23 protein-coding genes are annotated in these 24,344 nt (G+C 68.7%); 16 read left to right on the top strand and 7 right to left on the bottom strand.

The features are described from left to right. Positions 1-36 precede the first annotated feature (36 nt). Positions 37-774, top strand: a complete 738-nt coding sequence (locus AC1DSC_RS29700) for an SDR family oxidoreductase (RefSeq protein WP_436287165.1) — start codon at positions 37-39, stop codon at positions 772-774. Positions 775-789: 15 nt separating this feature from the next. Here the strand turns inward: AC1DSC_RS29700 and AC1DSC_RS29695 are convergent, their stop codons facing one another. The 3 genes from AC1DSC_RS29695 to AC1DSC_RS29685 are packed head-to-tail and all read right to left on the bottom strand — an operon-like array spanning position 790 to position 4,332. After that, positions 790-1,101 carry a polyhydroxyalkanoic acid system family protein gene (locus tag AC1DSC_RS29695; protein WP_369664028.1) on the bottom strand — a complete coding sequence of 104 codons (312 nt, stop codon included), beginning with the start codon at positions 1,099-1,101 and terminating at the stop codon, positions 790-792. Continuing rightward, positions 1,094-2,248 carry an aminopeptidase gene (locus tag AC1DSC_RS29690; RefSeq protein ID WP_436287164.1) on the bottom strand — a complete coding sequence of 385 codons (1,155 nt, stop codon included), beginning with the start codon at positions 2,246-2,248 and terminating at the stop codon, positions 1,094-1,096. The genes AC1DSC_RS29695 and AC1DSC_RS29690 overlap by 8 nt, the downstream gene beginning before the upstream one ends. Next, a complete protein-coding gene (locus AC1DSC_RS29685) occupies positions 2,245-4,332 on the bottom strand; it encodes a molybdopterin-containing oxidoreductase family protein (protein WP_412510159.1) in 2,088 nt (695 codons plus the stop codon). Before AC1DSC_RS29685 ends, AC1DSC_RS29690 begins: the two co-directional genes overlap by 4 nt. Before the next feature lie 57 nt (positions 4,333-4,389). On the opposite strand from AC1DSC_RS29685, the gene AC1DSC_RS29680 reads away from it, so the two are divergent. Further along, positions 4,390-5,514 (top strand): ABC transporter substrate-binding protein, encoded by a 1,125-nt coding sequence (locus AC1DSC_RS29680; protein WP_012745498.1) that lies wholly within the window; start codon positions 4,390-4,392, stop codon positions 5,512-5,514. Here the strand turns inward: AC1DSC_RS29680 and AC1DSC_RS29675 are convergent. The 3 genes from AC1DSC_RS29675 to AC1DSC_RS29665 all read right to left on the bottom strand — a co-directional run bounded on the left by AC1DSC_RS29675 (position 5,511) and on the right by AC1DSC_RS29665 (position 9,061). Continuing rightward, a complete protein-coding gene (locus tag AC1DSC_RS29675) occupies positions 5,511-6,605 on the bottom strand; it encodes a M14 family metallopeptidase (RefSeq protein WP_412510158.1) in 1,095 nt (364 codons plus the stop codon). The two genes, AC1DSC_RS29680 and AC1DSC_RS29675, sit on opposite strands and share 4 nt — an antisense overlap. After that, positions 6,602-7,807, bottom strand: a complete 1,206-nt coding sequence (locus AC1DSC_RS29670) for a M20 aminoacylase family protein (RefSeq protein WP_412510157.1) — start codon at positions 7,805-7,807, stop codon at positions 6,602-6,604. Before AC1DSC_RS29670 ends, AC1DSC_RS29675 begins: the two co-directional genes overlap by 4 nt. 66 nt (positions 7,808-7,873) lie before the next feature. After that, positions 7,874-9,061, bottom strand: a complete 1,188-nt coding sequence (locus AC1DSC_RS29665; RefSeq protein ID WP_412510156.1) for a glycerophosphodiester phosphodiesterase — start codon at positions 9,059-9,061, stop codon at positions 7,874-7,876. Positions 9,062-9,161: 100 nt separating this feature from the next. Here AC1DSC_RS29665 and argE point away from each other — a divergent pair, with 100 nt between their 5' ends. The 9 genes from argE (at position 9,162) to AC1DSC_RS29620 (ending at position 20,870) form a co-directional block, all read left to right on the top strand. After that, the gene (argE, locus tag AC1DSC_RS29660; protein WP_012745494.1) at positions 9,162-10,328 is read left to right on the top strand and encodes an acetylornithine deacetylase; all 1,167 of its coding nucleotides are present in this window, start codon (positions 9,162-9,164) and stop codon (positions 10,326-10,328) included. After that, on the top strand, positions 10,321-11,583 hold the full coding sequence (locus AC1DSC_RS29655; protein ID WP_412510155.1) for a DUF445 domain-containing protein: 1,263 nt from the start codon (positions 10,321-10,323) through the stop codon (positions 11,581-11,583). Before argE ends, AC1DSC_RS29655 begins: the two co-directional genes overlap by 8 nt. 100 nt (positions 11,584-11,683) lie before the next feature. After that, complete coding sequence (locus AC1DSC_RS29650) at positions 11,684-13,345, top strand: hypothetical protein (RefSeq protein ID WP_412510154.1); 1,662 nt, start codon at positions 11,684-11,686, stop codon at positions 13,343-13,345. Between the two features lie 148 nt (positions 13,346-13,493). After that, positions 13,494-14,264 carry an MHYT domain-containing protein gene (locus AC1DSC_RS29645; protein WP_369664021.1) on the top strand — a complete coding sequence of 257 codons (771 nt, stop codon included), beginning with the start codon at positions 13,494-13,496 and terminating at the stop codon, positions 14,262-14,264. Between the two features lie 72 nt (positions 14,265-14,336). Beyond that, a complete protein-coding gene (locus AC1DSC_RS29640) occupies positions 14,337-15,947 on the top strand; it encodes an acyl-CoA carboxylase subunit beta (RefSeq protein ID WP_012745490.1) in 1,611 nt (536 codons plus the stop codon). Continuing rightward, positions 15,944-17,893 (top strand): acetyl/propionyl/methylcrotonyl-CoA carboxylase subunit alpha, encoded by a 1,950-nt coding sequence (locus AC1DSC_RS29635; protein ID WP_369664020.1) that lies wholly within the window; start codon positions 15,944-15,946, stop codon positions 17,891-17,893. Before AC1DSC_RS29640 ends, AC1DSC_RS29635 begins: the two co-directional genes overlap by 4 nt. 43 nt (positions 17,894-17,936) lie before the next feature. After that, a complete protein-coding gene (locus AC1DSC_RS29630; protein WP_369664019.1) occupies positions 17,937-18,851 on the top strand; it encodes an SDR family oxidoreductase in 915 nt (304 codons plus the stop codon). Positions 18,852-18,866: 15 nt separating this feature from the next. Then, complete coding sequence (locus AC1DSC_RS29625; protein ID WP_012745487.1) at positions 18,867-20,027, top strand: acyl-CoA dehydrogenase family protein; 1,161 nt, start codon at positions 18,867-18,869, stop codon at positions 20,025-20,027. A 90-nt stretch (positions 20,028-20,117) separates the two neighbouring features. Continuing rightward, positions 20,118-20,870, top strand: a complete 753-nt coding sequence (locus tag AC1DSC_RS29620) for a slipin family protein (protein ID WP_369664018.1) — start codon at positions 20,118-20,120, stop codon at positions 20,868-20,870. Between the two features lie 24 nt (positions 20,871-20,894). On the opposite strand, the gene AC1DSC_RS29615 is transcribed toward AC1DSC_RS29620, so the two are convergent. Next, on the bottom strand, positions 20,895-22,169 hold the full coding sequence (locus AC1DSC_RS29615) for a DEAD/DEAH box helicase (protein WP_369664017.1): 1,275 nt from the start codon (positions 22,167-22,169) through the stop codon (positions 20,895-20,897). Between the two features lie 64 nt (positions 22,170-22,233). On the opposite strand from AC1DSC_RS29615, the gene AC1DSC_RS29610 reads away from it, so the two are divergent. From AC1DSC_RS29610 to AC1DSC_RS29590, 5 genes are all read left to right on the top strand, one after another. Beyond that, positions 22,234-22,608: a translation initiation factor Sui1 gene (locus AC1DSC_RS29610; RefSeq protein ID WP_278878371.1), complete on the top strand. Its 375-nt coding sequence runs from the start codon at positions 22,234-22,236 to the stop codon at positions 22,606-22,608. A 5-nt stretch (positions 22,609-22,613) separates the two neighbouring features. Then, complete coding sequence (locus AC1DSC_RS29605; protein WP_012745483.1) at positions 22,614-22,847, top strand: DUF3820 family protein; 234 nt, start codon at positions 22,614-22,616, stop codon at positions 22,845-22,847. Between the two features lie 181 nt (positions 22,848-23,028). Continuing rightward, entirely contained in the window at positions 23,029-23,439 is a 411-nt protein-coding gene (locus AC1DSC_RS29600; protein ID WP_192323417.1) for an RNA recognition motif domain-containing protein, read from the top strand. Positions 23,440-23,621: 182 nt separating this feature from the next. Further along, positions 23,622-24,110, top strand: coding sequence for a tripartite tricarboxylate transporter TctB family protein (locus AC1DSC_RS29595; protein ID WP_012745481.1), 489 nt, complete (start codon positions 23,622-23,624; stop codon positions 24,108-24,110). 12 nt (positions 24,111-24,122) lie between these two features. After that, positions 24,123-24,344: tripartite tricarboxylate transporter permease (locus AC1DSC_RS29590; RefSeq protein ID WP_478081094.1), on the top strand; the 222-nt coding region annotated here is incomplete at its 3' end.

The raw sequence follows: 24,344 nt of genomic DNA, 5'->3' as shown, positions 1-24,344 counted from the left end.
CCCTAAACACAAGCCCCAATCCATGACAGCAACACCATGACAACAACTTTCGATTTTTCCGGCCAGCGCGCACTGGTCACAGGCGCAAGCAGCGGCATCGGCCGTGCGGTCGCCGTGCGGCTCGCGCAATCAGGCGCAGCCGTGACCGCCGTGGGCCGCAACGCCGCCGCGCTCGACACACTGCACACGGAAGCCGGCTGCACCCCATTGACCGTCGACGTGGCCAACCCAGCCGAACTGGAACGGGCACTCGCAGCACTGCCAGCCTTCGACCTCGTGGTGAACTGCGCCGGCATCGCACTGCTCGAACCGGCGCTCGACGTCCAGGCCGAGAGCTTCGACGCCGTGATGGCCGTCAACGCGCGCGCAGCAGCCCTGGTCGCCTCGCGCTGCGCCAAGGCGATGATCGCGGCCGGCGTGCGCGGCAGCATCGTCAATGTGTCGAGCCAGGCGGCACTGGTCGCGCTCGATGCGCATCTTTGCTATTGCGCATCCAAGGCCGCCATGGACGCCATCACGCGGTCGCTGTGCCTCGAACTCGGACCGCACGGCATCCGCGTCAACAGCGTGAACCCCACCGTCACGCTCACGCCCATGGCCGAGCAGGCCTGGTCCGATCCCGCCAAGAGCGCGGCGGCGCTCCGGAACATTCCGCTGGGACGGTTCGCGCAGGTCGACGAAGTGGTGGCGCCGATCCTGTTCCTGCTCTCCGATGGCGCCTCGATGGTCAGCGGCGCGGCGCTGCCGGTGGATGGCGGCTACACCATCGTCTGATCGGCTGGCGGCCGCTCAGGCGAAGCGGGCGCCGCCGGGCGCCTGCAGCAAGGCATCGAGCTTGCGCGAGATCTTCTGCTCGATCTGGTCGCTGAAGCTGCTGAACAGGAAACCCAGCGTCGCCTCCAGCGTCAGCGTGTCGGCCGTGACCTCCACCGTGCCGTCGATGCCGGCGCGGCTGAACTGCGCGACGTCGCAGGCCTCGCCCTCGGTGTAGGTGCACTCCAGGCCGTAGTCCTGCCCGACCTGCTCGATCCACTGGCGTGCGACTTCGCGGGCGCCGGCAATGCCGAGTGCGTGGTTTCTTTCGATATGGATGTCAGGCACCGTGGCCTCCGTTGCTTCTGCTGCTGTTGTCGTTGTCGTTGTTGCCGCCATGGCCGGAATGCGTCTGCAGCATTCCCGTGGCCGTCTGCAATGCGTTGCGCCGCTCTTCCATGGTCGGCAGCGCGGCGATGCGGCGCACCGCCTTGTAGAAGCGCGGCCAGTCGCGATTCTCGCGCGCAAACAAAGCCTCGAAGCCCGGCACTAGGTCGTCGTAGGCACCCTGGGCGCCGAAGGCCGCATTGTTAGCGCGCGCCACCCACAGGTCGTAGGCGCCCTGCCGCGGCCCCTGCCATTGCGCGCGCAGCATCGCGTAGTGCTCGCGAAAGGCGTCCATCGCGGCCTTCTTCATGGCGTCGACCGCGGGCCAGTCGCCGGCCTTGGCCTGGGCGGATTCGTACACCTGGTTGAGCGCGCGGCGCGTCTCGAGGGCCAGCGCGCGAAACTGCTGGCGCTGCCCGTCGAAGCGTGCGTACTCGCCGCGTGCCGCCTCGCTGGCCTCGCGCTGCAGCCACATCGCGCCGCCGATGCGCTCCACCGCGGTGGCATACGACTCGTTGAAGACGATGTCGCCGGGCACATAGAGCACCTGGTGCGCGAGCTCGTGGAACACGATGCGCGCCAGCTCGCCTTCGGGGTAGCCGATGAAGGTGGAAAGCAGCGGATCGCCGCCGGCCCAGTTCATCCAGCCCAGCGTGGAATACGCCGGCACCGGGTACACGGCCGTTTCCAGGCCCTTGGCGCGCAGCGCCTCGGCCTCGGCCCGGGCGGCGGCCTCGTCGTAGTAGCCGCGGTAGCCCACGCAGCCGGCCACCGGAAAGCACCAGCTCTTGAGCGTGAGCGAATAGGGCGGCGCGGCCACCACGTTCCACACCGCCGCGGGGCGGTGCAGATCGGCGTACGAGGTGTAGCTGGCGTTGTCGGGCAGCGCCAGTTCGGTCACGGCGAAGCGGCGGATGCGCTGCGCGAGTTCGAGCTTGGCCTTCAGCGGCGCGGAAACCGCGGGGTCCGCGAGCCATTCGGGCACCGGCTTGGCCACCCGCAGGATGCCGAGGTGCCCGCTGGCCGACTGCCAGTAGTAGCCGAGGTCGGCGCAGCCGCCGAGCAGCAGCAGTGCGCCGGCCAGGGCGAATGCGGGGGCAGCCCTCACCCCGGCTCTCTCCCAGAGGAAGAGGGAGCAATACGCTCCACTTCGACCAGGCAGTCGTAGAACGTGGGCCCGCGGCCGATGTCGGTCAGGCGCTGGCTGGTGAGCTGGTTGACGTTGGTGCCGTCCAGGCCGAGCTTGCGCCACCAGATGCCCATGCCGTGCACCACGCCCGGCCGCGCGCGGCGCGACACCTCGGCGCGGCAGCGGTGCTCGCCGCGCCTGTTGAAGACGCGGACGATGGCGCCGTCCTCGATGCCGCGGGCGGCCGCGTCGGCTTCATGGATCTCGAGCAGCGGCTCGCCCTCGATGGCGCGCAGGCTGGTCACGTTGACGAAGGTCGAGTTGAGGAAATTGCGCGCCGGCGGCGAGATCATGGCCAGCGGAAACTCGCTGGAGCTGCCGGCCGCCTCGTAGTTGGGCACATGGTCGGGCAGGCCGTCCATGCCCTGCGCCTCCAGGCGCGCGCTGAAGAATTCGCAGCGGCCCGAAGGCGTCGGGAAGCGGCCTTCGGCAAAGGGCGCCTCGGGCAGCGCGAGGCTGGTGAAGCCCTGCTCCAGCAGCTGCGCGTAGTCGATGGCGCCCGGCGCAAAGGCGCTGCGGCACAGTGCCTCGTCGTCGTCCGAGAAGCAGGGCTCGTCGAAGCCCATGCGGCGCGCGAGCTCGCGGAACACCCAGGCATTGCTGCGCGCCTCGCCGCGCGGCGCCACCGCGGGCCGGTTCAGCAGCACGTCGGTGTGGCCGTAGCTGGTGTGGATGTCCCAGTGCTCGAGCTGGGTGGTGGCGGGCAGCAGGTAGTCGGCGTAGTCGGCGGTGTCGGTGCGGAACTGCTCGAGCACCACGGTGAAAAGGTCTTCGCGCGCAAAGCCCGCCACCACCTTGCCCGACTCGGGCGCCACCGCGACCGGGTTGCTGTTGTAGACCACGATGGCCTTCACCGGCCTTGCCTGGTCGAGCAGCGCGTCGCCGATGGTGCTCATGTTGATGGTGCGCGGCTGGCGGCCCGCGAGCAGGTCGGGGCGCTGCAGCGCGGCGCGGTCGACCGGAAAGTGGCCCGAGCTGCTCAGGAGGAGCCCGCCCGCCCGGTCGCGCCAGGCCCCCACCAGTGCGGGCAGGCAGGCGATGGCGCGCGCCGCGTTGCCGCCGCCGCGCACGCGCTGCATGCCGTAGTTCAGGCGGATCGCGGCCGGCCGGGTGGTGCCGTAGGCCTGCGCCAGCGCCGCGATCTGCGCCTCGGGCACGCCGCACACGGCGGCCGCGCGCGAGGGTGGCCATTGCAGTGCGCGCTCCTTCAGCGGCTCCCAGCCGAGCGTGTGGTTGGCAATGAAGTCGTGGTCGAGCCAGCCGTGCACGATGAGTTCGTGCATCAGCGCCAGGGCCAGCGCAGCGTCGGTACCGGGCAGCAGGGCGATGTGCTCGTCGCACTTGTCGGCGGTTTCGGTCTTGCGCGGGTCGATGCACACCAGCCGCGCACCAGCGCGCCGGGCGGCCTGGGCGTGGCGCCAGAAATGCAGGTTGCTGGCAATGGAGTTGCTGCCCCAGATCAGGATCAGCTTCGCCTCGGCGAAGAACTCGATCCGCATGCCGGCCTTGGCGCCCAGGGTATGGACCATGGCCTCGCCGCCGGCCATGGAGCAGATCGTGCGGTCCAGCAGCGTGGCGCCCAGTTTGTGGAAAAAACGCCGATCCATCGACTCGCCCTGCACCAGGCCCATCGTGCCGGCGTAACTGTAAGGCACAATTGTGTCCGGATCTGTCTGGAATGCACGGAGATGCGCGGCGATGTCGTCAAGAGCGGCGTCCCAGCTGACGGGTTCGAACTGGCCGCTGCCCTTGGGACCGGTCCGCCGAAGCGGCTGGACGAGCCTTTCGGCGTGGTCGTTGCGTTCGATGTAGCGCGAAACCTTGGTGCAGAGAACGCCAGCGGTGTGCGAGTGGGCCGGATTGCCCTGCAGCTTCACGGCCACGCCGTCCTTGACGGTGGTGACCAGGGCGCAGGTGTCCGGACAGTCGTGCGGACAGGCGCCCAGGACCGTGGAAGTGTTGGTGGGGAGAACAGCAGTTGTAGAGACCGGGGCATCGACCATCCGGCAAGTCTAAAGTTTTCCAGGCAGAGGCGCGGCAAGGCGCAAAGGAGGTTTCACATGATCAATCGCAGACATTTTTCCCTGGGCGCCGGCGCGGCCGCGCTCGGCGGCTTCCAGTTGGCGCGGGCGCAGGGCGACGTGCCGCTGGTGCTGGGCCAATCGGCACCGTTCACCGGCCCGGCCGCGCAGTTGGGCATCCAGTTCCACCAGGGCGCCAAGCTGTTCCTGGACCAGTACAACGCCCAGGCCGGCCGGCGCAACGTGGTCATCAAGAACCTGGACGACGGCTACGAGCCTGACCGCTGCGCCGCCAACACGCAAAAGCTGATCGAAGAAGACGTGTTCGCGCTCTTCGGCTACATCGGCACGCCCACCAGCATGGCGGCGCTGCCGCTCGCGGTGAAGGAGAAGGTGCCTTTCATCGCGCCCTTCACCGGCGCGATGTCGCTGCGCGAACCCTTCCACAGGAACGTGTTCCACCTGCGCGCCTCGTACAACGACGAGACCGCGCTGATCGTGAAGCAGCTCACGCACCTGGGCCTGAAGAAGATCGCGGTCTTCTACCAGAACGACGCCTACGGCAAGGCGGGCCTGGACGGCGTCACGCTCGCGCTGTCGCAGCAGGAGCTCAAGCCGGTGGCGCTGGCCACGGTGGAGCGCAATTCGGTCGACGTGGCCGCGGCGGTGAAGAGCATCACGGCGGCGCGGCCCGACGCGGTGGTCCAGGTGGGCGCCTACAAGGCCTGCGCGGCCTTCATCCGCCAGGCGCGCAAGGCGGGCTATGGCGGCACCTTCTTCAACGTGTCTTTCGTCGGCACCCAGGCGCTGGCCGACGAACTCGGCAAGGAGGGCGCGGGCGTGATGGTGACGCAGGTGGTGCCTTCGCCCTACAACGCGGCCAATGCGATCACGCGCGAATTCAGCGAAGCGGTGAAGAAGGCCGGCGCCGGCGCGAGCGCCAATTTCTCGAGCCTGGAAGGCTACCTTGCCGCCAAGGTGCTGACCGAGGGCCTGCGCCGCGCGCCGGGCAAGGCCTCGCGCGACGGCCTCATCACTGGCCTCGAAAGCATCGACCGGCAGCAGTTCGGCGGTTTCGAGGTGTCGTTCTCGGCCAAGAACCACGTGGCATCGAAGTTCGTCGAGCTGTCGATGCTGACGGGCGACGGGCGGGTCCGGACCTAGCTGCAGAGGCCGTCCACGGCCTGGAACATCGCCTGCCTGGCCTGGCTCACGACTTGGCCGCGCCAGGCGTCGGTGTCGGTATAGAAGGCCTCGAGCATGCGCGCGCGGATGCCGTCGGCCAGGTCGGCCGGCGCCTCGGGGTGCTTGTGCAGCCAGTGGTCGGCGCGCAGCGCGGCCAGCACTTCGAGCATGGGCAGCGTGCCGTATTCGAGCGCGATGCCGGTGTATTCGGCCTGCGGGCACTCCTGGTGCGCGGTGTCCCACATCAGGCCGCGCAGCAGCGCCGCGCTCGATGAGCCGTCGTAGATCGAGGTGACGGGCGCCGCGGGCGTGCCCCACCAGGCATTGGCGCGCGCGTAGGCGGCCTTGTTGTCGCGGCCGGCGAAGATGCGCTCGCCCAGGCCATTGGGCCCGAGCCCCGTGTGCAGGTCGATCCAGGCCAGCCGGCGCGCGCTGGCGGCATGCCGGCGCAGCACGCCGCGCAAGGTCTTGTTGCTCCAGGCCGGCGCCTTGCCGCCGAAGAACAGGCCGTCCTCGAACTGGTACTGCCCGCTGGTGACGGCCGCCTGGTAGGCCTCGGCGCCATGCTTGGCTATCCATTTCTCGATGGCGGCCTCGTTCTCGGGCGTGGGCGGCCAGCTCTCGGGCACCAGCAGCGGATGCAGCTTGGCGTAGGGCTCGTTGGCCGGCAGCGGCTGCGAGAAATCGACGAAGTTGCGGTTCAGGTCGACCTTCTCCTGCGTGACGCGCCGGCCGTACGAAAAGCCGTGCGGATTGAGCGCATGCACGTAGAGCACCGCCACGCCCTGCGCCCTGGCCTTCTCGCGCCATTCGGCGTCGTGCAGCGCGAACACCTGCACGCCGCTGCCGCAGTGGCCCTCCACGCCGTGGCAGCCGCTGGAGACGATCAGCAGGCGCTCGGCGTCCGCGGCGCCATCGAGCGCCACGTCCATCGAGAGCTCCTCGCCGTCCCGCCCCTTGCCCGGATGCGCATGCGGCAGGGCCGCGAGGCCCGCGCTCACGCAGGCCTGCAGGAACTTCTGGCGGGCCTGGGCATAGCGCGGCGAAAACGCCTCGCCGATGCCGATCAAGGCGCGGCTCCCCCGGGCTTGCCGAGGAACTGCTCGGCCAGCTGCACCCAGCAGGTGGCGCCCAGCGGAATGAGCTCGTCGTTGAAGTCGTAGCTCGCGTTGTGCAGCGTGCAGGGCCCTTCGCCGTGGTGCACGTCGCGGTGCGTGCCGTCGCCGTTGCCGATGAAGGCATAGGCGCCGGGCTTGGCCTGCAGCATGAAGGCGAAGTCTTCGGAGGTCATGGCCGCTTCCTGCCGCAGCACGTTCTCGGGCCCGACGATCCCGCCCATCACGCGGCGCGCGAAGTTGGCCTCGGCCTCGGTGTTGATGGTGGGCGGGTAGTAGCGCTCGAAGCGGAAGTCGCAGGTCGCGCCGTGCGCGGCGCAGATGTGCTCGGCGATCTGCCTCATGCGCGACTCGATCATGTCGAGCACCTCGATCGAGAAGGTGCGCACCGTGCCCGTCATCTCGCAGTTGTCGGGAATCACGTTGTTGGTTTCGCCGGCATGGATGGTGGTGACCGAGATCACGGCCGAGTCGGTCGGCTTCATCTTGCGCGTGAGGATGGTCTGGAAGGCCTGCACGATCTCGCAGGCGATCGGCACCGGGTCGATGCCGGTCTGCGGCAGCGCGGCATGGCCGCCCTTGCCGATCACGTTGACGTAGAACTTGTTGCCCGACGCCATCACCGGCCCCGGGCTCACCGCGAACTGGCCGGCCTTCATGCCGGGCCAGTTGTGCATGCCGAAGACGGCGTCCATCGGGAACTGCTCGAACAGCCCCTCCTTGATCATCTCGCGTGCGCCGCCGCCGCCCTCTTCGGCCGGCTGGAAGATCAGGTAGACGGTGCCGTCGAAATTGCGGTTCTTCGCAAGATGCTGCGCGGCCGCGAGCAGCATGGCCGTGTGGCCGTCGTGCCCGCAGGCGTGCATCTTGCCGTGGTGCTTGCTGGCATGCGCGAAGGTGTTGAGCTCGGTGACGGGCAGCGCGTCCATGTCGGCGCGCAGGCCCACGGCGCGAGTGCTGGTGCCGTTCTTGACGATGCCCACCACGCCGGTGGTGCCCAGGCCCCGGTGGATGGGAATGCCCCATTCGGTGAGCTTGCCTGCCACCACGTCGGCGGTGCGGACTTCTTCGAAGCAGAGTTCGGGATGGGCGTGGAGGTCACGCCGCACGGCGGCGATGCCGGCCGCCTGCGTGACGAGCGAATCGATGAGTTTCATGGAGCACAGTCTAGGCTTTGCGGAAACCTCCGCAAAGACCGTGCCGGGCAAACCCCCAGGTCGCGCTCAGCGCCCCATGCTCTTCAGGTAGTCGGCGCGCGCGGCGATCGCGGTGTCGGTGAAGTCGGTGAACACGCCGTCCACGCCCAGCTTGTAATAGGCCGCGTACTCGTTCCTGCCGTCCTTGTTGTAGTCGGCCGCGAGCCGGCGCGATTCGTTGCGGAAGGTGAACGGGTGCACGAAGAGGCCGGCCTTGTGCGCATCGGCAATCAGCGCGGTGGGCGAGACCGAGGTGGCGTCGGCGTCGTTGATCTTGCCGTCCTTGTTGACGTCCAGCGGCTTGCCGTCGGCGCCGATGCTGCCCTTGATGCTCACGATGTAGCGCTTCCACGGACCGATGCCGTCGGCATAGGTCTTGATTTCTGCCAGGCCCGCGGGCGTGACCATGGCGTCGAAGTTGCGCTTGTCGCCGGCCTTGGTCCAGTCGTAGGGGCGGTCGCTCGGCACGGCGAAGGTCACGGCGCCGGTCTTCAGGTCGACGCTGTCGCCGTCGATCAGCTGGATGAGCCGGGTGTTCAGGCCCTTGGCCTTCATGTACTTGAGGCTGCCGGGCTCGAAGGACTGCACGTAGATGGGCGCGGTCTTGCTGTTCCAGCCGGCGGCGTTGATGGCGGCGATCACCTTGTCTTCCAGCGGCAGCCCCAGCTCGCGGAAGTAGGTCGGGTTCTTGGTCTCGGGGTAGATCGCGATGGTGCGGCCGGTTTCCTTCGACTTGGCCTTGGCAAAGTCGATGATCTCCTGGAAGGTGGGGATCTTGAACTTGCCGTTGAATTCCTGCGGGCGCTCGGGGTCGGTGGAGATGCCGCCCAGCGTCTTGATCTCGGCCAGCGTGAAGTCGTTGCTGAACCAGCCGGTCTGGGTTTCGCCGTCGACCTTGATGGTCTTCTTGCGCGAGGCGAAGCGCGGATGTTTGGCCACGTCGGTGCTGATGGCCAGGTTGGGGTCGTGGCGGGCAATGAGCACGCCGTCCTTGGTGGAGACCAGGTCCATCTCGATCACGTCGGCACCCAGTTCGATGGCGCGCGCATAGGCTTCGAGCGTTTCTTCGGGCAGGTAGCCCGAGGCGCCGCGGTGCGCAATGACCAGCGGCGGGTTGCCGTCGAGCGTGAGCAGCCTGGGCGCGGGACCGGTGGTGCTGCAGGCCGCCAGGCCAAGGACGGCGGTCGCGGCAAGGGCGAAGTGAACGGTGCGCATCGTCTTTTTCTCCATCCAAAAGAGGCGCAGCGTACCCGCTGCGCATGACAGCCGGGGCGCCCGCGGGCGCGCGGCGCCGACTTCTTGGACAATGTGTTGCATGTCCCCTACGCTTTCCCCCCAGAGCCTCGCGCTGGCCCAGACGCTGGTGCGCATGAACACCGTCAGCGAAAACAGCAACCTGCAGCTGATCGACCTCGCGCAAAGCCACCTGGCCGCGCTGGGCGTGAAGAGCCGCATCACCTACAACGCCGAGCGCACCAAGGCCAACCTGTTCGCCACCCTCGGCGAAGGCAAGCCGGCCGGCGTGATCATCTCGGGCCACACCGACACGGTGCCGTGGGACGGGCAGGACTGGAGCGTCGACCCGCTCTCCGCCGCGGTGCAGAACGAACGCCTCTACGGCCGCGGCTCGGCCGACATGAAGAGCTTCATCGCCATCGCGCTGTCCAATGCCCGGCGCTTCCTCGAAAGCGACTCGCCCTTCGCGGTGCACTTTGCCTTCAGCTACGAGGAAGAGATCGGCTGCTTCGGCGTGAAGGAACTCATCGCCGACATGCGCGACGCCGGCATCAAGCCGCTCGCCTGCATCGTGGGCGAGCCCACCAGCATGGTGCCGGCCATCGCGCACAAGGGCGTGTACCGCTACCGCTGCTGCGTGCGCGGCAAGGAGGCGCATTCGTCGCTCACGCCCAAGTCGGTCAACGCCATCGAGATGGCCGCGCGCGTGGTCGGCAAGGTGCGCGACATGGCCGAAGGCTTCGAGCGCAGCGAGCCGCGCTACGAGGGCTTCGACGTGCCCTTCAGCACCGCGAGCGTGGGCCAGTTCCACGGCGGCATCGCCGACAACGTGGTGCCGCGCGACGCCGAGTTCCGCTACGAATTCCGCGACCTGCCGACCGCCGACGCCAAGAAGATGCAGGACGAGGTCGTCTCCTATGCCGGCAGCCTCGAGGCGTCGATGAAGAAGGTGGCGCCCGATGCGGGCTTCCGCTTCGAGACCATCTGCGAGATCCCGAGCTTCCTCGGTGCGGCTACGGATCCGGTCACGCTGCTCGCGCAGCGCCTCGCGGGCGAGGACCGCACCACGCTGGTGGCTTTCGGCACCGAGGCGGGCCTGTTCAAGAACGCCGGCATCCCCACCGTGGTGTGCGGCCCGGGCAGCATCGAGCAGGCGCACCAGCCCGACGAGTTCGTGAGCCTGGAGCAGTTGGCGCGCTGCGAACTGTTCATGCAGCGCCTTGCTGCCACGCCGACCATTGGCTGAAGACCGCCACGGCAGCGGCGCGCTGCAGCGCATGAAGCGCGTCGCGCTCGGCCTGCTGTGCGCGGCGGCGCTGCTCTATGCGCTGGCCAGTGCGCTGGACAGCGAGCATCCGGCCTGGGGCTACGCGGCGGCCTTTGCCGAGGCCGCGATGGTCGGCGCCATTGCCGACTGGTTCGCGGTGGTGGCGCTGTTCCGGCATCCGCTGGGCCTGCCGATTCCGCACACCGCGATCATCCCGAGCAACAAGGACCGCATCGGCGCCAAGCTGGCCGGCTTCATCTGCAACAATTTCCTCGGCACCGGGCAGGTGCTCGCCAAGCTGCGCGAGTTCGACGCGGCCGGTCGCATCGCCGACTGGCTGGCGCGGCCCGCGAGCGGCCAGAAGCTCGGCGAATGGGGCGTGGCGGCCGCCCGCTACGGGCTTGCGGCCTTCGACGACGAGCGCGTGCGCGCCTTCATGGGCCGCGCCGCCGCGGCCGGCCTCCAGAAGATCGACCTCTCGCGGCTGATGGGCCAGGCGCTGGACGCGCTCACGGCGGGCGGGCGCCACCAGGCGCTGCTCGACGACGTGCTGCAGCAGGTGGCTGGCCTGCTCGAAGGCGAGGAGGTGCAGGCGCACATCACCGAAGCCATTGCGCGCGAGATCAAGACGCTGCGCTACGTGGGCCTGGACCAGGTGGCGGCCAAGCTCGCCACGCGCAAGATCGTGGCGGCCGTGGCGCGCACCATCGCCGAACTCGCGGCCGAGCCCGAGCATCCGATGCGTCGGCGCTTCGACCACTTCGTGGACGACTTCGTGGTGCGGCTCAAGCTCGACCCCGAGTTCCAGCAGCGCGGCGAGCAGATCCGCGCCGAGCTGATCGCGCATCCCGCGCTCGGCGACTACCTGCACGGCATCTGGGGCGACCTGCTGGCCTGGCTGCACGACGACCTGGGCCGGGGCGACTCCACCATCCGCCAGCGCATCGCAGCGATGGCCGGCGCGCTCGGCACGCGGCTGCAGGCCGACGAGCCGATCCGCCGCTGGATCAACGAGCAGATCGAGGCGGCCGCGCCGCTGGCCATCGAGCGCTACCGCGAGGACATCCGCCGCTACATCGAGGAGCGCGTCGCCGACTGGAACGCCAGCGAGATGACCAGCGAGCTGGAGCGCCACATCGGGCGCGACCTGCAGTTCATCCGCATCAACGGCACGCTGGTGGGCGGGCTGGTGGGGCTCTCGATCCACACGGCGACGCAGCTTCTGCGCGGTTGAGCCGAGGCGGACGAAAGGCCGCCTGTCGCGGGAGCGACTGGCCCGCCGCCCCTCCTTCCTTCTAGACTGCTCGCGCGCACCCAAAAGAAGGAGAGAAGACATGCCCTGCCGCCCGTTCATCCGCGCCGCCGCACTCATCGCCATCCTCGCCCTGCTGGCCGCCTGCGCCGGCATTGCGCCGCCGCCGTCGCCACCGCCCACCCGCCCCGCCGCGTGGTCCGAGCCCGAAGTGCTGGTCGCGCCGTCCTCGTTCGCGGGCGTGCACGGCCTGGCCATCGACCAGAAGGGCCGCCTGCTCGCGGGCTCGGTGCTCGGCAACACGCTGTGGGAGGTCGACCGCAGCACCGGCGCGGCCAAGATCCTGATCGATGCGCCCGAGGGCCAGGCCGACGACATCGCGGTCGGCCCCAAGGGCGAGCTGGCATGGACCAACTACCTCATGGGCATGCTGCGCTACCGCGAAAGCGACGGCGCGCCGATGCGCGTGCTCGCCAAGGACCTGCCCGGCCTCAACTCGCTGGACTTCGACCGCAGCAGCGGCAAGCTCTACGCCTCGCAGGTGTTCCTGGGCGACGCGCTCTGGGAAATCGACCGCACGGGCCAGAAGCCGCCGCGGCTCATCAAGAAGGACATGGGCGGCTTCAATGGCTTCGAGGTCGGCCCCGACGGCATGCTCTACGGACCGCTGTGGTTCAAGGGCCAGGTGGTGAAGATCGATCCGGCCGACGGCGCCATGACCGTGATTGCCGGCGGCTTCAAGATTCCCGCGGCCGCCAACCTCGACGGCAAGGGCAACCTCTGGGTGGTCGACGCGCGCAGCGGCGAGCTGGTCAAGGTGGACCTTGCCACGGGCCGCAAGACCGTCGCGAAGCAGCTGCGCCCGTCGCTCGACAACCTGGCCATCGCCCCCGACGGCACGATCTACGTGTCGAACATGGCCAACAACGAAGTGCAGTCCTTCGACCCCGCCACCGGCGTGCTGCGCACGCTCACCAGCGGCAAGCTCGCGACGCCCGCGGGGCTCAAGATCGAAGGCCGCACGCTCTGGGTGGCCGATGTGTTCGGCTTCCGGCAGGTGGACGTGCGCACGGGCGAAGTGCGCGACGTGTTCCGCATGCAGCGCGATCCGGAGCTCGACTATCCGTTCGCCATCGGCCTGTCGGGCACGCGCTTCGCGCTGACCTCGTGGTTCACGGGCACCGTGCAGCTGGTGGACCGCCAGACGCTGCGAACCGTCGAAATCATCCACGGCCTGAAGGCGCCGTTCGATGCCATTCCCATGGCCGACGGCAGCGTGATCTATGCCGAGATCGCCACCGGCAGCATCACCCGCGCGAGCGGTCCTCATTTTGCAGAGAAGCAAGTGCTCGCCAGCGGGCTGGGCGGCCCGGTGCAGATGATCGTCGGCCGCGACGGCGCGCTCTACGTCACCGAAGCCGCGGGCAAGCTGACCCGCATTCCGCTCGATGCCAGCGCCCCGCTGCGTGCGATTGCCGACGGCCTGGCGCTGCCCGAAGGCGTGGCCGAGACGCCCTGGGGCAGCTTCATCGTGGCCGAAAGCGCCGCGCGCCGGCTGGTGGAGATCGATCCGGCCAATGGCTCGCGCCGCACCGTGGCGGAAAACCTGCCGATCGGGCTGGCCGCGGGACCGGGCCTGCCGCCGCCCTACGTGGTCACGGGCGTCGCGGTCGGCAGCGACGGGAGCATCTACATGGCGGCCGACCGGAACAACGCGATCTACCGGATTCGCCCGAAAAATTGAGCTCCATAAAAATGGGAGTAAATCCCATGAAATTGGGTTTACTTTTAAAAACAACTATTACAGACTCCTGAGCGGACGTCTCGTTACATCTTCGGCCGGCCAGGTGGCCGGCGGCGGCGAGCCGTTCCTTACCAGGAGAAGAAAAGACATGACTCCCCTCGTCGTTGGCCAATTGCTGTCGCCCGAGTATTCGCTGGGGCTGGTGGCGCTCTCGTTCCTCATCTCGTTCGCGGGCTCGCTGGTGGCGCTGATCTGCGCGGGGCGCATGGTCGGCGCCGACGGCAAACCCAACCTCGCGGTGGTCGCCTGCGCCGCGGTGGCGCTGGGCGGCATCGGCATCTGGTCGATGCACTTCATCGGCATGCTGGCGTACCGCCTGCCGGTGGGCATTTCGTACAACGTGCCGCTCACGGTCGTCTCGCTGGTCGCGGCCATCCTGATCTCGGGCATTGCGCTGTACATGGCGGGCGGGCGGCGCAAGTTCAGCCGGGCCGGCTGGCTGGCCGGAAGCCTGCTCGCGGGGCTGGGCGTGTGCGTGATGCACTACATGGGCATGTTCGCAATGAACATGCGCGCCTCGATGGACTTCGACCCCACCGTCGTGGCGCTGTCGGTGGCCATTGCCATCACCGCCGCCGGCGCGGCCCTGTGGCTGGCCTTCAACCTGCGCCGGCTGAGCCACCAGATTGCGGCAGCCGCCGTGATGGGCGTGGCCGTCTGCACCATGCACTACGTGGGCATGAGCGCGGCCAGCATGATCTGCATCGCGGCCGCGCCCACCGACGCGCTGGCCATCGGCGGCAACTACATGGGCCTGTCGGTGTTCGGCACGGCCGGCGCGGTGCTGATCTTCATCTACTGGGTGATCACGGGCGCCAGCCTGGACGCGCCCGCCGCACAGCGCGCCCGCACCAGCTAATTGGCGCAAGCCGGGCGTGCATCGGCGCCCTAGAGTCGGTGCAGAGCGAAAGCGATCTGCACTGACTCTTCCATGCCCGCCATCGAATCCCGGCTGAACGCGGCCAGCGAATCCTTCCAGGCCCACCGCGCCGGTATGCTGGCGCTGCTCGGGCAGGTGCGCGCGCACGAGGCCCGCGCGGCCGGGGCATCGAACGCCTCGGCCGAGCGCTTTGCCAGGCGCGGCCAGCTGCTGCCGCGCGAGCGGCTCGCGCTGCTGCTGGACACCGGCGCGCCCTTCCTGCCACTGGCCTCGCTCGCGGGGCTCGGGCACGACAACGAAGACCTCGCGCAAAGCGTGCCGGGCGGCGGCGTGATCGCGGGCATCGGCCGGGTCGCGGGCGTGCGCTGCATGGTCAGCGCCTCCGACTCGGGCATCGACGCCGGCGCGCTGCAGCCCATGGGCCTCGACAAGCAGCTGCGCGTGCAGGAGATCGCGCTGGAGAACAAGCTGCCCTACGTGCAGCTGGTGGAAAGCGCGGGCGCCAATCTCATGCAGTACCGCGTGCAGGACTTCGTGCGCGGCGGCGGCATCTTCCGCAACCTGGCGCGGCTCTCCGCCGCGGGCCTGCCGGTGGTGACGGTGACGCACGGCTCCTCGACCGCGGGGGGCGCCTACCAGACGGGCCTTTCGGACTACATCGTGATGGTGCGCGACCGCACGCGTGCCTTCCTGGCCGGCCCGCCGCTGCTGAAGGCCGCCACCGGCGAAATCGCCACCGAAGAAGAACTGGGCGGCGCCGTGATGCACACCCACATTTCGGGCCTGGGCGACTACCTGGCCGAGGACGACCGCGACGCCATCCGCATCGCGCGCGCGATCCTCGGCGGCATCGACTGGGCGCGCGACGAGCAAGCGCGCAAGTTCGCGCCGCCGCTCTACGCGGCCGAGGAACTGCTGGGCATCATGCCCAGCGACGGCCGGCGGCCGGTGGACATGCGCGAGGTGATCGCGCGCCTTGCCGACGGCTCCGAGTTCCTCGAATTCAGCGCGCACTACGGCAGCGCCACGCTGTGCGGCCACATGCGGCTCGAAGGCCATGCGGTGGGCATCGTCACCAACAATGGCCCGATCGACTCCGACGGCGCCACCAAGGCCACGCACTTCATCCAGGCCTGCTGCCAGTCGCGCACGCCCATCGTGTATTTGCAGAACATCACGGGCTACATGGTGGGCCGCGCGCACGAGGAGGCCGGCATCATCAAGCACGGCGCCAAGATGATCCAGGCCGTGACCAGCGCCACCGTGCCGCAGGTCACGCTGCACTGCGGCGCTTCCTACGGCGCGGGCAACTACGGCATGTGCGGCCGCGGCTTCGCGCCGCGCTTCTGCTTCTCATGGCCCAACGCGCGCACCGCGGTGATGGGCGGCGAGCAGGCGGCGCAGACCATGGCCATGGTGATGGAGGCGGGCATGGCGCGAAAAGGCTCCGTCGACCGCGCGAAGATCGACGCCATGCAGCGGCAGATCATCGAGCGCTTCGATCGGCAGACCAGCGTCTTCACCACCAGCGCGCTGCTGCTCGACGACGGCGTGATCGACCCGCGCGACACGCGCGCGGTGCTGGCCGAAGTGCTGTCGGTGTGCCGCGACGGCGATGCGCGCGTGCCGCAGGCCATGCAGTTCTCGGTGGCGCGGCCATGAGCTTCCACAAGATCCTCATCGCCAACCGCGGCGAAATTGCAGTGCGCGTGATGCGCACGGCGCGCGCCATGGGCTGCCGCACGGTCGCCGTGTATTCGAGCGCCGATGCCGATGCGGAGCACGTGCGGCAGGCCGACCAGTCCGTGTGGATCGGCGGGCCGCTGCCCGCGCAGAGCTACCTGGACATCGCGGCCATCGTCGAAGCCGCGCGTTCGAGCGGCGCGCAAGCGGTCCATCCGGGCTACGGCTTCCTCGCCGAGAACGCAGACTTCGCACAGGCCTGCCGCGATGCGGGCCTCGTCTTCATCGGCCCCTCGCCCGAGGCCATCCGCGCCATGGGCGACAAGGCCGCGGCGAAGCGGCTGATGCAGGCCGCCGGCGTGCCCTGCATTCCCGGCTACCAGGGCGAAGACCAGAGTGCGGCCACGCTCGCCGCCGAAGCCGCGCGCATCGGCTGGCCCGTGATGATCAAGGCCACGGCCGGCGGCGGCGGGCGCGGCATGCGGCTCGCGCCATCGGCCGAGGCCTTTGCCGAGCTGCTGCAGAGTGCGCAGTCCGAGGCGCTCCATGCCTTCGGCGACAGGGCGGTGATCCTGGAGCGCGCCATCGCCGCGCCGCGCCACATCGAGATCCAGGTGTTCGCCGACCGGCATGGCAACGCCATCCATCTTGGCGAGCGCGACTGCTCGGTGCAGCGCCGGCACCAGAAGCTGATCGAGGAATCGCCCTCGCCCGCCGTCTCCGAGGCCTTGCGCGAACGCATGGGCGCCACGGCCGTGGCGGCGGCAAGGGCCATCGGCTACGAGGGCGCGGGCACGCTCGAATTCCTGCTCGATGCCGACGGGCAGTACTGGTTCATGGAAATGAACACGCGGCTGCAGGTGGAGCATCCGGTGACCGAGGCCGTGACAGGGCTCGACCTGGTCGAGCTGCAGCTGCGCGTGGCGGCGGGCGAGGTGCTGCCGCTTGCACAGCAGGACGTGCGCCTGAGCGGCCATGCGATCGAGGTGCGGCTGTGTGCCGAAGATCCGCGGCAGGGCTTCATGCCGCAAAGCGGCACGCTCGCCGCATGGCGGCCTTCGCCGGCATTGCGCATCGAGCATGCGCTGCGGGACGGCGCCGCGGTGCCGCCCTTCTACGATTCGATGATCGCCAAGCTCGTGGCCTACGGCCGCACGCGCGAGGAAGCCAGGCGCCGGCTGGTCGCGGGGCTGCAGGACACGGTGGCCCTGGGCCTGGCGACCAACCAGCGCTTCCTTCAGTGCGCGCTGACGCATCCGGTGTTTGCCGGCGGTTCGGCGACGACGGCGTTCATTGCCGAACACGCCGGGGCCTTGCTGGCAATCGACCCCGCCATGGCGCGCCGCACCGCATGGCTCGCGGCGCTGCTGCTCCAGCTGGGCGAACGCGGATGGCCCTCGCCGCTCGCGCACACGCTGCCCAACGCGCTGCGCTTCTCGCTCGACGGCCAGGTGCACGCCGCGCGCGTGACGCCGCGGGGCGCGGGCTGCTTCGATGTCTCGCTCGATGCGGCCGCGCCGATACCGATCGAGCTGCTTTCGCTGACCGGCGACGGCGCCTTGCGCTTCTCCTGCGATGGCGTCTCGGAGCGGGCCTTGGCGGTGCGCGAATCCGCGACGCGCCTGTGGCTCCACTTCCACGGCCAGGCCTTCGGCCTGCAGGACCTCACGCATGCCGCCGTGCCGCGCGCCGAGGCCGCGGGCGGCGACGGCCTGCTGCGCGCCTCGATGAACGGCCGCGTCATCGCGCTGCTGGTGGCCGAAGGCGAGGCCGTCGCTGCCGGCCAGCCGATTGCCACGCTCGAGGCGATGAAGATGGAACATGTGCACTGCGCGCCGCGCGCGGGCCGCGTCGCCGCATTGCATGTGGCGGTGGGCGCGCAGGTGGCCGCGCGCCATGTGGTGGCCGAGATCGCCGACGCATGACGGCGCACACTGCAGCTCGCCAGCCTTTGCGGAAGCCTCACGCATGAACGACTCTTCGCGCTATCGCTCCGTGTTCTCGCCCGGCCTGTTTGCCGGGCAAGTGATCCTCGTCACGGGCGGCGGCTCGGGCATCGGCCGCTGCACGGCGCACGAGCTTGCATCGCTGGGCGCGCAGGTGGTGCTGGCCGGCCGCAACGCCGACAAGCTGCAGCAGGTGCAGGCCGAGATCGCCGATGCGGGCGGCAAGGCCAGCATCCAGGCCTTCGACATCCGGCAGGAAGAAGCGGTGCGCGCCGCCGTCGCCGACATCGTTGCAGCGCACGGCCGCATCGACGGCCTCGTCAACAACGCGGGCGGCCAGTACCTCACGCCGCTCGCGGCCATCTCGGCCAAGGGCTGGGAGGCGGTGATCCACACCAACCTCACGGGCGGCTTCCTGGTGGCGCGCGAGTGCTTCGTGCAGAGCATGCAGGCGCATGGCGGCGCCATCGTCAACATCGTGGCCGACATGTGGGGCTCGATGCCTCACATGGGCCATAGCGGCGCGGCGCGCGCGGGCATGGTGAGCTTCACCGAGACCGCCGCGCTCGAATGGGCCGCGAATGGCGTGCGCGTGAACGCCGTGGCACCGGGCTACATCGCGTCGAGCGGCATGGACCACTACCCGCCCGAGGCCGGCGAGATGCTGCGCGCCATGCGCGACACCGTGCCCGCGGGCCGCTTCGGCAACGAGGCCGAGACCTCCGCCGCCATCGCCTTCCTGCTGAGCCCGGCGGCGAGTTTCATCAGCGGCAGCGTGCTGCGCGTGGACGGCGCGCGGCCGCAGGTGCGCATGGGCTGGCCGATGGCGCTGCCCGATGCGCAGGTGCGGCAGCGCGCCGCCGTGCGGCCCTTCGGCGGCTTTCACCTGGCCGAGGCGCCGCGCGTGTTCCGGGTCGGCGGCGAAGCAAACGACTGATTGGAGACCACCGCAATGCAGTACACCCACGAGCACCTCGAGATCCAGAAGACGCTGCGCCGCTTCATCGACAGCGAGATCAATCCGCATGTCGATGAATGGGAAGAGGCCGAGATCTTTCCCGCGCACGAGGTCTTCAGGAAGCTCGGCAAGCTGGGCATGCTGGGCCTCAACAAGCCCGAGGCCTTCGGCGGCGCCGGGCTCGACTATTCGTATGCGATGGCCATGGCCGAGGCGCTCGGCCATGTGAGCTGCGGCGGCGTGCCGATGGCCATTGGCGTGCAGACCGACATGTGCACGCCCGCGCTCGCGCGCTTCGGCAGCGACGAACTGCGCCGCGAGTTCCTCGCGCCCGCCATCGCGGGCGAGACGGTCGGCTGCATCGGCGTGAGCGAGCCCGGCGCGGGCAGCGACGTGGCGGGCCTCAAGAGCCACGCACGCAAGGACGGCGCCGACTACCTCATCAGCGGCCAGAAGATGTGGATCACCAACAGCCTGCAGGCCGACTGGATGTGCATGCTGGTCAACACCAGCGATGGCCCGGTGCACCGCAACAAGTCGCTCGTGATGGTGCCGATGGACAGCCCCGGCATCGAGAAGGCGAAGAAGATCCGCAAGATCGGCATGCATTCGAGCGACACGGGCCTCATCCACTTCGACAACGTGCGCGTGCCGCAGCGCTATCGCATCGGCGAGGAGGGCCAGGGCTTCGTCTACCAGATGCAGCAGTTCCAGGAAGAGCGCCTGTGGGCCGCCGCGAGCTCGCTCGAACCGATGGAAGACTGCATCGCTCAGACCATCGAATGGGCGCAGCAGCGCCAGATGTTCGGCGCCACGCTGGCCGACCAGCAGTGGGTTCAGTTCAAGCTGGCCGAACTCAAGACCGAGGTGGAAGCGCTGCGCGCCCTTGCCTACCGCGCCTGCGACCTGCACGTGCAGGGCCAGGACGTGCTCGAGCTGGCCTCGATGGCCAAGCTCAAGACCGGCCGGCTCACGCGCCAGGTGGCCGACACCTGCCTGCAGTTCTGGGGCGGCATGGGCTTCACGCTGGAGAACCGCGTCTCGCGGCTGTACCGCGACGGGCGGCTCGGCTCCATCGGCGGCGGCGCCGACGAAGTGATGCTGGGCATCCTCGCCAAGACGATGGGCATCGCCAAGCGGCCGCCGCGCGGCTGAGGCTGCGATCTTTTCCGGCCTCGGCCGGAACGCCCGCGCGCACCGGCGGTCCAACAGTCCAGCGCTGTCGCTGGGTCGCGGGAGACCGCCATGTTCACTTTCGGCATCGGCACCGTCTTGCTTGTCTTGCTGGTGGTGCTGCTTTTTTCGGCCATCTGGATCTTTCGCGAATACGAGCGCGGCGTCGTTTTCACCCTGGGCCGCTTCTCCAGGGTCGCGGGGCCCGGGCTGGTGATCGTGGTTCCCGCCATCCAGCAGGTCGTGCGGGTCGACCTGCGCACCGTGGTGCTCGAGGTTCCGACCCAGGACGTGATCTCGCGCGACAACGTGTCGGTGAAGGTCAGCGCGGTCGTCTACTTCCGCATCGTCGATGCCGAAAAGGCCATCATCGAAGTCAGGGATTTCTTCAACGCGACCAGCCAGCTGGCGCAGACCACGCTGCGCTCGGTGCTCGGCAAGCACCAGCTGGACGACATGCTGGCGGAGCGGGAAAAGCTCAACCTGGATGTGCGCGAGTCGCTCGACGTGCAGACGGCTTCGTGGGGCATCAAGGTCTCCAACGTGGAGATCAAGCAGATCGACCTCACCGAATCGATGGTCCGCGCCATCGCGCGGCAGGCCGAGGCGGAACGCGAGCGGCGTGCCAAGGTGATCCATGCCGAAGGCGAGCTTCAGGCCTCCGAGAAGCTGTTCCAGGCCGCGCGCGTGCTGGCGCAGGAGCCGCAGGCGATCCAGCTGCGCTACCTGGAAACGCTGACGGTGATCGGTGCGGACAAGAACACCACCATCGTCTTCCCGCTGCCGGTGGAGCTGCTCGCGAGCTTCCTGCACAAGCCCGCGTAGCGCGCAGCCGATGAGCGGCGCGAGTCAGCCGTTCTTCTTTTCACCCGCATCGTGCTGCGCGGCAGCCAGCGCATTCGCCGCGCGCAGCTTGTCCTTCTTGCTCGGCCGCTTGCCCTTGATGCCGCCGGTGCCCGAGGCATCGGCCATCGGCACGGGCGCCTCGGTGGGCTCGAAGCCTTCGATGCGCTCGCGCGGCAGGCTGAGGCCCTGGCGCTTCTCGATCAGGCGGAAGTGCGCCTCGGTGGCCGCGCTCACGAAGCTGATCGCCAGGCCGCTTTCGCCGGCGCGGCCCGTGCGGCCGATGCGGTGGATGTAGTCGGTGGGCGAGCGCGGCAGGTCGTAGTTGATGACCACCGGCAGCTGCGCAATGTCGATGCCGCGCGCGGCCAGGTCGGTCGCAATCACCACGTCCCAGCGGCTCTCCTTGAACTGCGCAAGGATGTCGGTGCGCGTGCCCTGCGCGATGTCGCCGTGGAAGGGCACCGCATAGACGCCGTTCTTGTAGAGCTTCTCGGCCACGGTCTGCGCCGCATGCTGGGTGGCGACGAAGACCAGCACGCGATCCCACTCGTTTTCCTTCAGCAGGTGGCGCAGCAGCTGCGTTCGGCGGTTCGCATCGACCTCGATCACGCGCTGCACGATGGCGGGCTCGGTGCCGGGCTCGCCCTGCACGTCGATCACCGCGGGGTTTTGCAGCGTGCCGTCGGCCAGCGCCTGGATGGCGGGCGGGAAGGTGGCCGAGAACAGCAGGTTCTGGCGCCGCGCGGGCAGCAGCGCGAGGATGCGGCCCAGCTCCTCGGCAAAGCCGAGGTCGAACAGGCGGTCGGCCTCGTCGAGCACCAGCATGGACACGGCGCCGAGCTTCAGCGCGTTGTGCTCCACCAGGTCGAGCAGTCGGCCCGGCGTGGCCACCATGATGTCGGCGCCGCCGCGCAGGCTCATCATCTGCGGGTTGATCGACACGCCGCCGAAGGCGATCGCGATCTTGAGCCGCTCGGGCAGGTGCTGCGCGAGGCTGCGCAGGGTCTCGCCGACCTGGGCCGCGAGTTCGCGCGTGGGCACGAGCACCAGCGCGCGCATGCGCCGCGGCGCCTGTGCCGGTTCGGCAGCCAGGCGCTGCAGCAGCGGGAGGGAAAATGCGGCGGTCTTGCCGGAACCGGTCTGCGCCGAGCCCCGCACGTCGCGGCCTTGCAGAATGGCGGGAATGGCCGCAGCCTGGATGGCGGTCGGCGCGGCATAGCCGCTTTCGGCGGCAGCCTGCACGAGCGCGGGGGCCAGGCCCAGTGAGTCGAATGGCATGTGAGCAGACAGAGGGATGAACCGGGGACAGTGAAGAAGTGAAGAAGACGAAGAGATCGATCGAATGGCAACGATGAAAAGCAATCCGGCCAGCGCCCTGGTGTACTCCACCGAGGCGGGCGGCCGCATGTGCCCCGATTGCGGCGCGCCGATGGCGCAGTGCCGCTGCAAGCAGATCAAGGCGCGCGCGCCGGCTACCGACGGCATTGTGCGTGTATCGCACGAGACCAAGGGCCGCAAGGGCAAGGGCGTGACCGTGGTCAAGGGCCTGGCGCTCGATGCGGCGGCGCTCGCGGCGCTGGGCAAGCAGCTCAAGACGGCCTGCGGCTCGGGCGGCACGGTGAAGGACGGCCTGATCGAAATCCAGGGCGACCACCGCGAGCTGGTGATCGCCGCGCTCTCGAAGCAGGGCCACACCGTCAAGCGCGCAGGAGGCTGAATTCAATGAAACCCGAAGACCTGCAGCGCCTCGTCACGCTCGAAATGCCCTTTGGCAAGCACAAGGGCACGCTGATTGCCGATTTGCCCGGAAATTACCTGAATTGGTTCGCACGCGAGGGTTTTCCCTCGGGCGAAATTGGCCGGCTGCTTCATTTGATGCATGAAATAGACCACAACGGCCTCTCCGGTCTGCTGCAACCGTTGCGAAACCGCCCCTCAGGACGTGATGTTTCGTAATAAGCGCGGATTTTGATACGCTTTTTCCGGAACGGCTTGATAATCCGGCCTACGTGTCTGTGAGCTTGTCTCCCGTGCACGTAATTCGGTGATCGGTCAGTTTCGCGCCACAGCGCATTTGTTTGTTGTGATTCTGGGACTCCATCGCTTTGTCTTGTTGGTTTGAATTAGGAGTCCCTCAATGGGCAAGAAACTCTACGTAGGCAACCTCGCCTACTCTGTGCGTGACAACGACCTGGAACAGGCTTTCGGCGAGTTCGGCTCGATCGTCAGCGCCAAGGTCATGATGGAACGCGACACCGGCCGCTCCAAGGGCTTCGGTTTCGTGGAAATGGGCACCGACGCTGAAGCGCTGGCTGCCGTCGAAGCCATGAACGGCCATTCGCTCCAGGGCCGCGCCCTGACCGTGAACGAAGCACGTCCGATGGAAGCTCGTCCCCCCCGTACCGGTGGTGGCGGCGGCTACGGCGGCGGCGGCGGTGGTGGTTACGGCGGTGGTGGTGGCGGCGGCGGCTACGGTGGTGGCGGCGGTGGCCGCAGCGGTGGTGGCGGCGGCTACGGCGGCGGCGGCGGTGGTCGCGGCGGCTACTAAGCCCTCCCCCGAGACTTCGCTCTCAAGTAAAAAAAGCTCCTTCGGGAGCTTTTTTCGTTTCCGCACCGCTCCTCTTTCCAGAGCGGGAGAACCCTCGTACGCATTAGTCCCTACCGCGCAGGTCAGCCAGCGGTCAGCCGCGGGCGACGACCCTCACCCCTCCAATCAAGAGGGTCGAGACAATGCGCATCAAGAGTCAGGCTGACTTCTTTTCAGGAGTCATGTTCACAGCCGTGGGGGGCGCCTTCGGCATCGGCGCCACCACCTACAACATCGGCGACGGTGCCCGCATGGGGCCCGGTTACTTCCCGCTCATGCTGGGCATCCTGCTGGCCATCCTGGGCGCATTCATCATGTTCCAGGCGCTGGTGGTCGAAACCGCCGACGGCGACAAGATCGGCAAGTGGGCCTGGAAGCCGCTGGCCTTCGTGCTCGGCGCCAACCTCGCGTTCGGCGTGCTGCTGGGGGGCCTGCCGAGCATCGGCCTGCCCGCCATGGGAATGATCGTCGCGATCTACGCGCTCACCATCATCTCGAGCATGGCCGGTGAACATTTCAAGCTGCGCGACGTGCTGGTGCTGTCCACCATCCTGGCGGCCGGCAGCTACGTGGCCTTCATCTGGGCGCTCAAGCTCCAGATCCAGGTCTGGCCCACTTTCATTTCGGGCTGAGGAGCACGCACCATGGACCTGATCCACAACCTTTCCATCGGTTTCGGCGTTGCCTTCACCTTCACCAACCTGCTGTATTGCCTGCTCGGCTGCATCCTGGGCACCCTGATCGGCGTGCTGCCGGGCATCGGCCCGGTCGCGACCATCGCGATGCTGCTGCCCGCCACCTACGCGCTGCCGCCCGTGTCGGCGCTGATCATGCTGGCCGGCATCTACTACGGCGCGCAGTACGGC

The sequence above is a fragment of the Variovorax sp. 01N425 genome (assembly GCF_056399465.1).
Note: the sequence above shows the minus strand (reverse complement) of the source record. Positions and strands in the feature narration are given on the sequence as shown.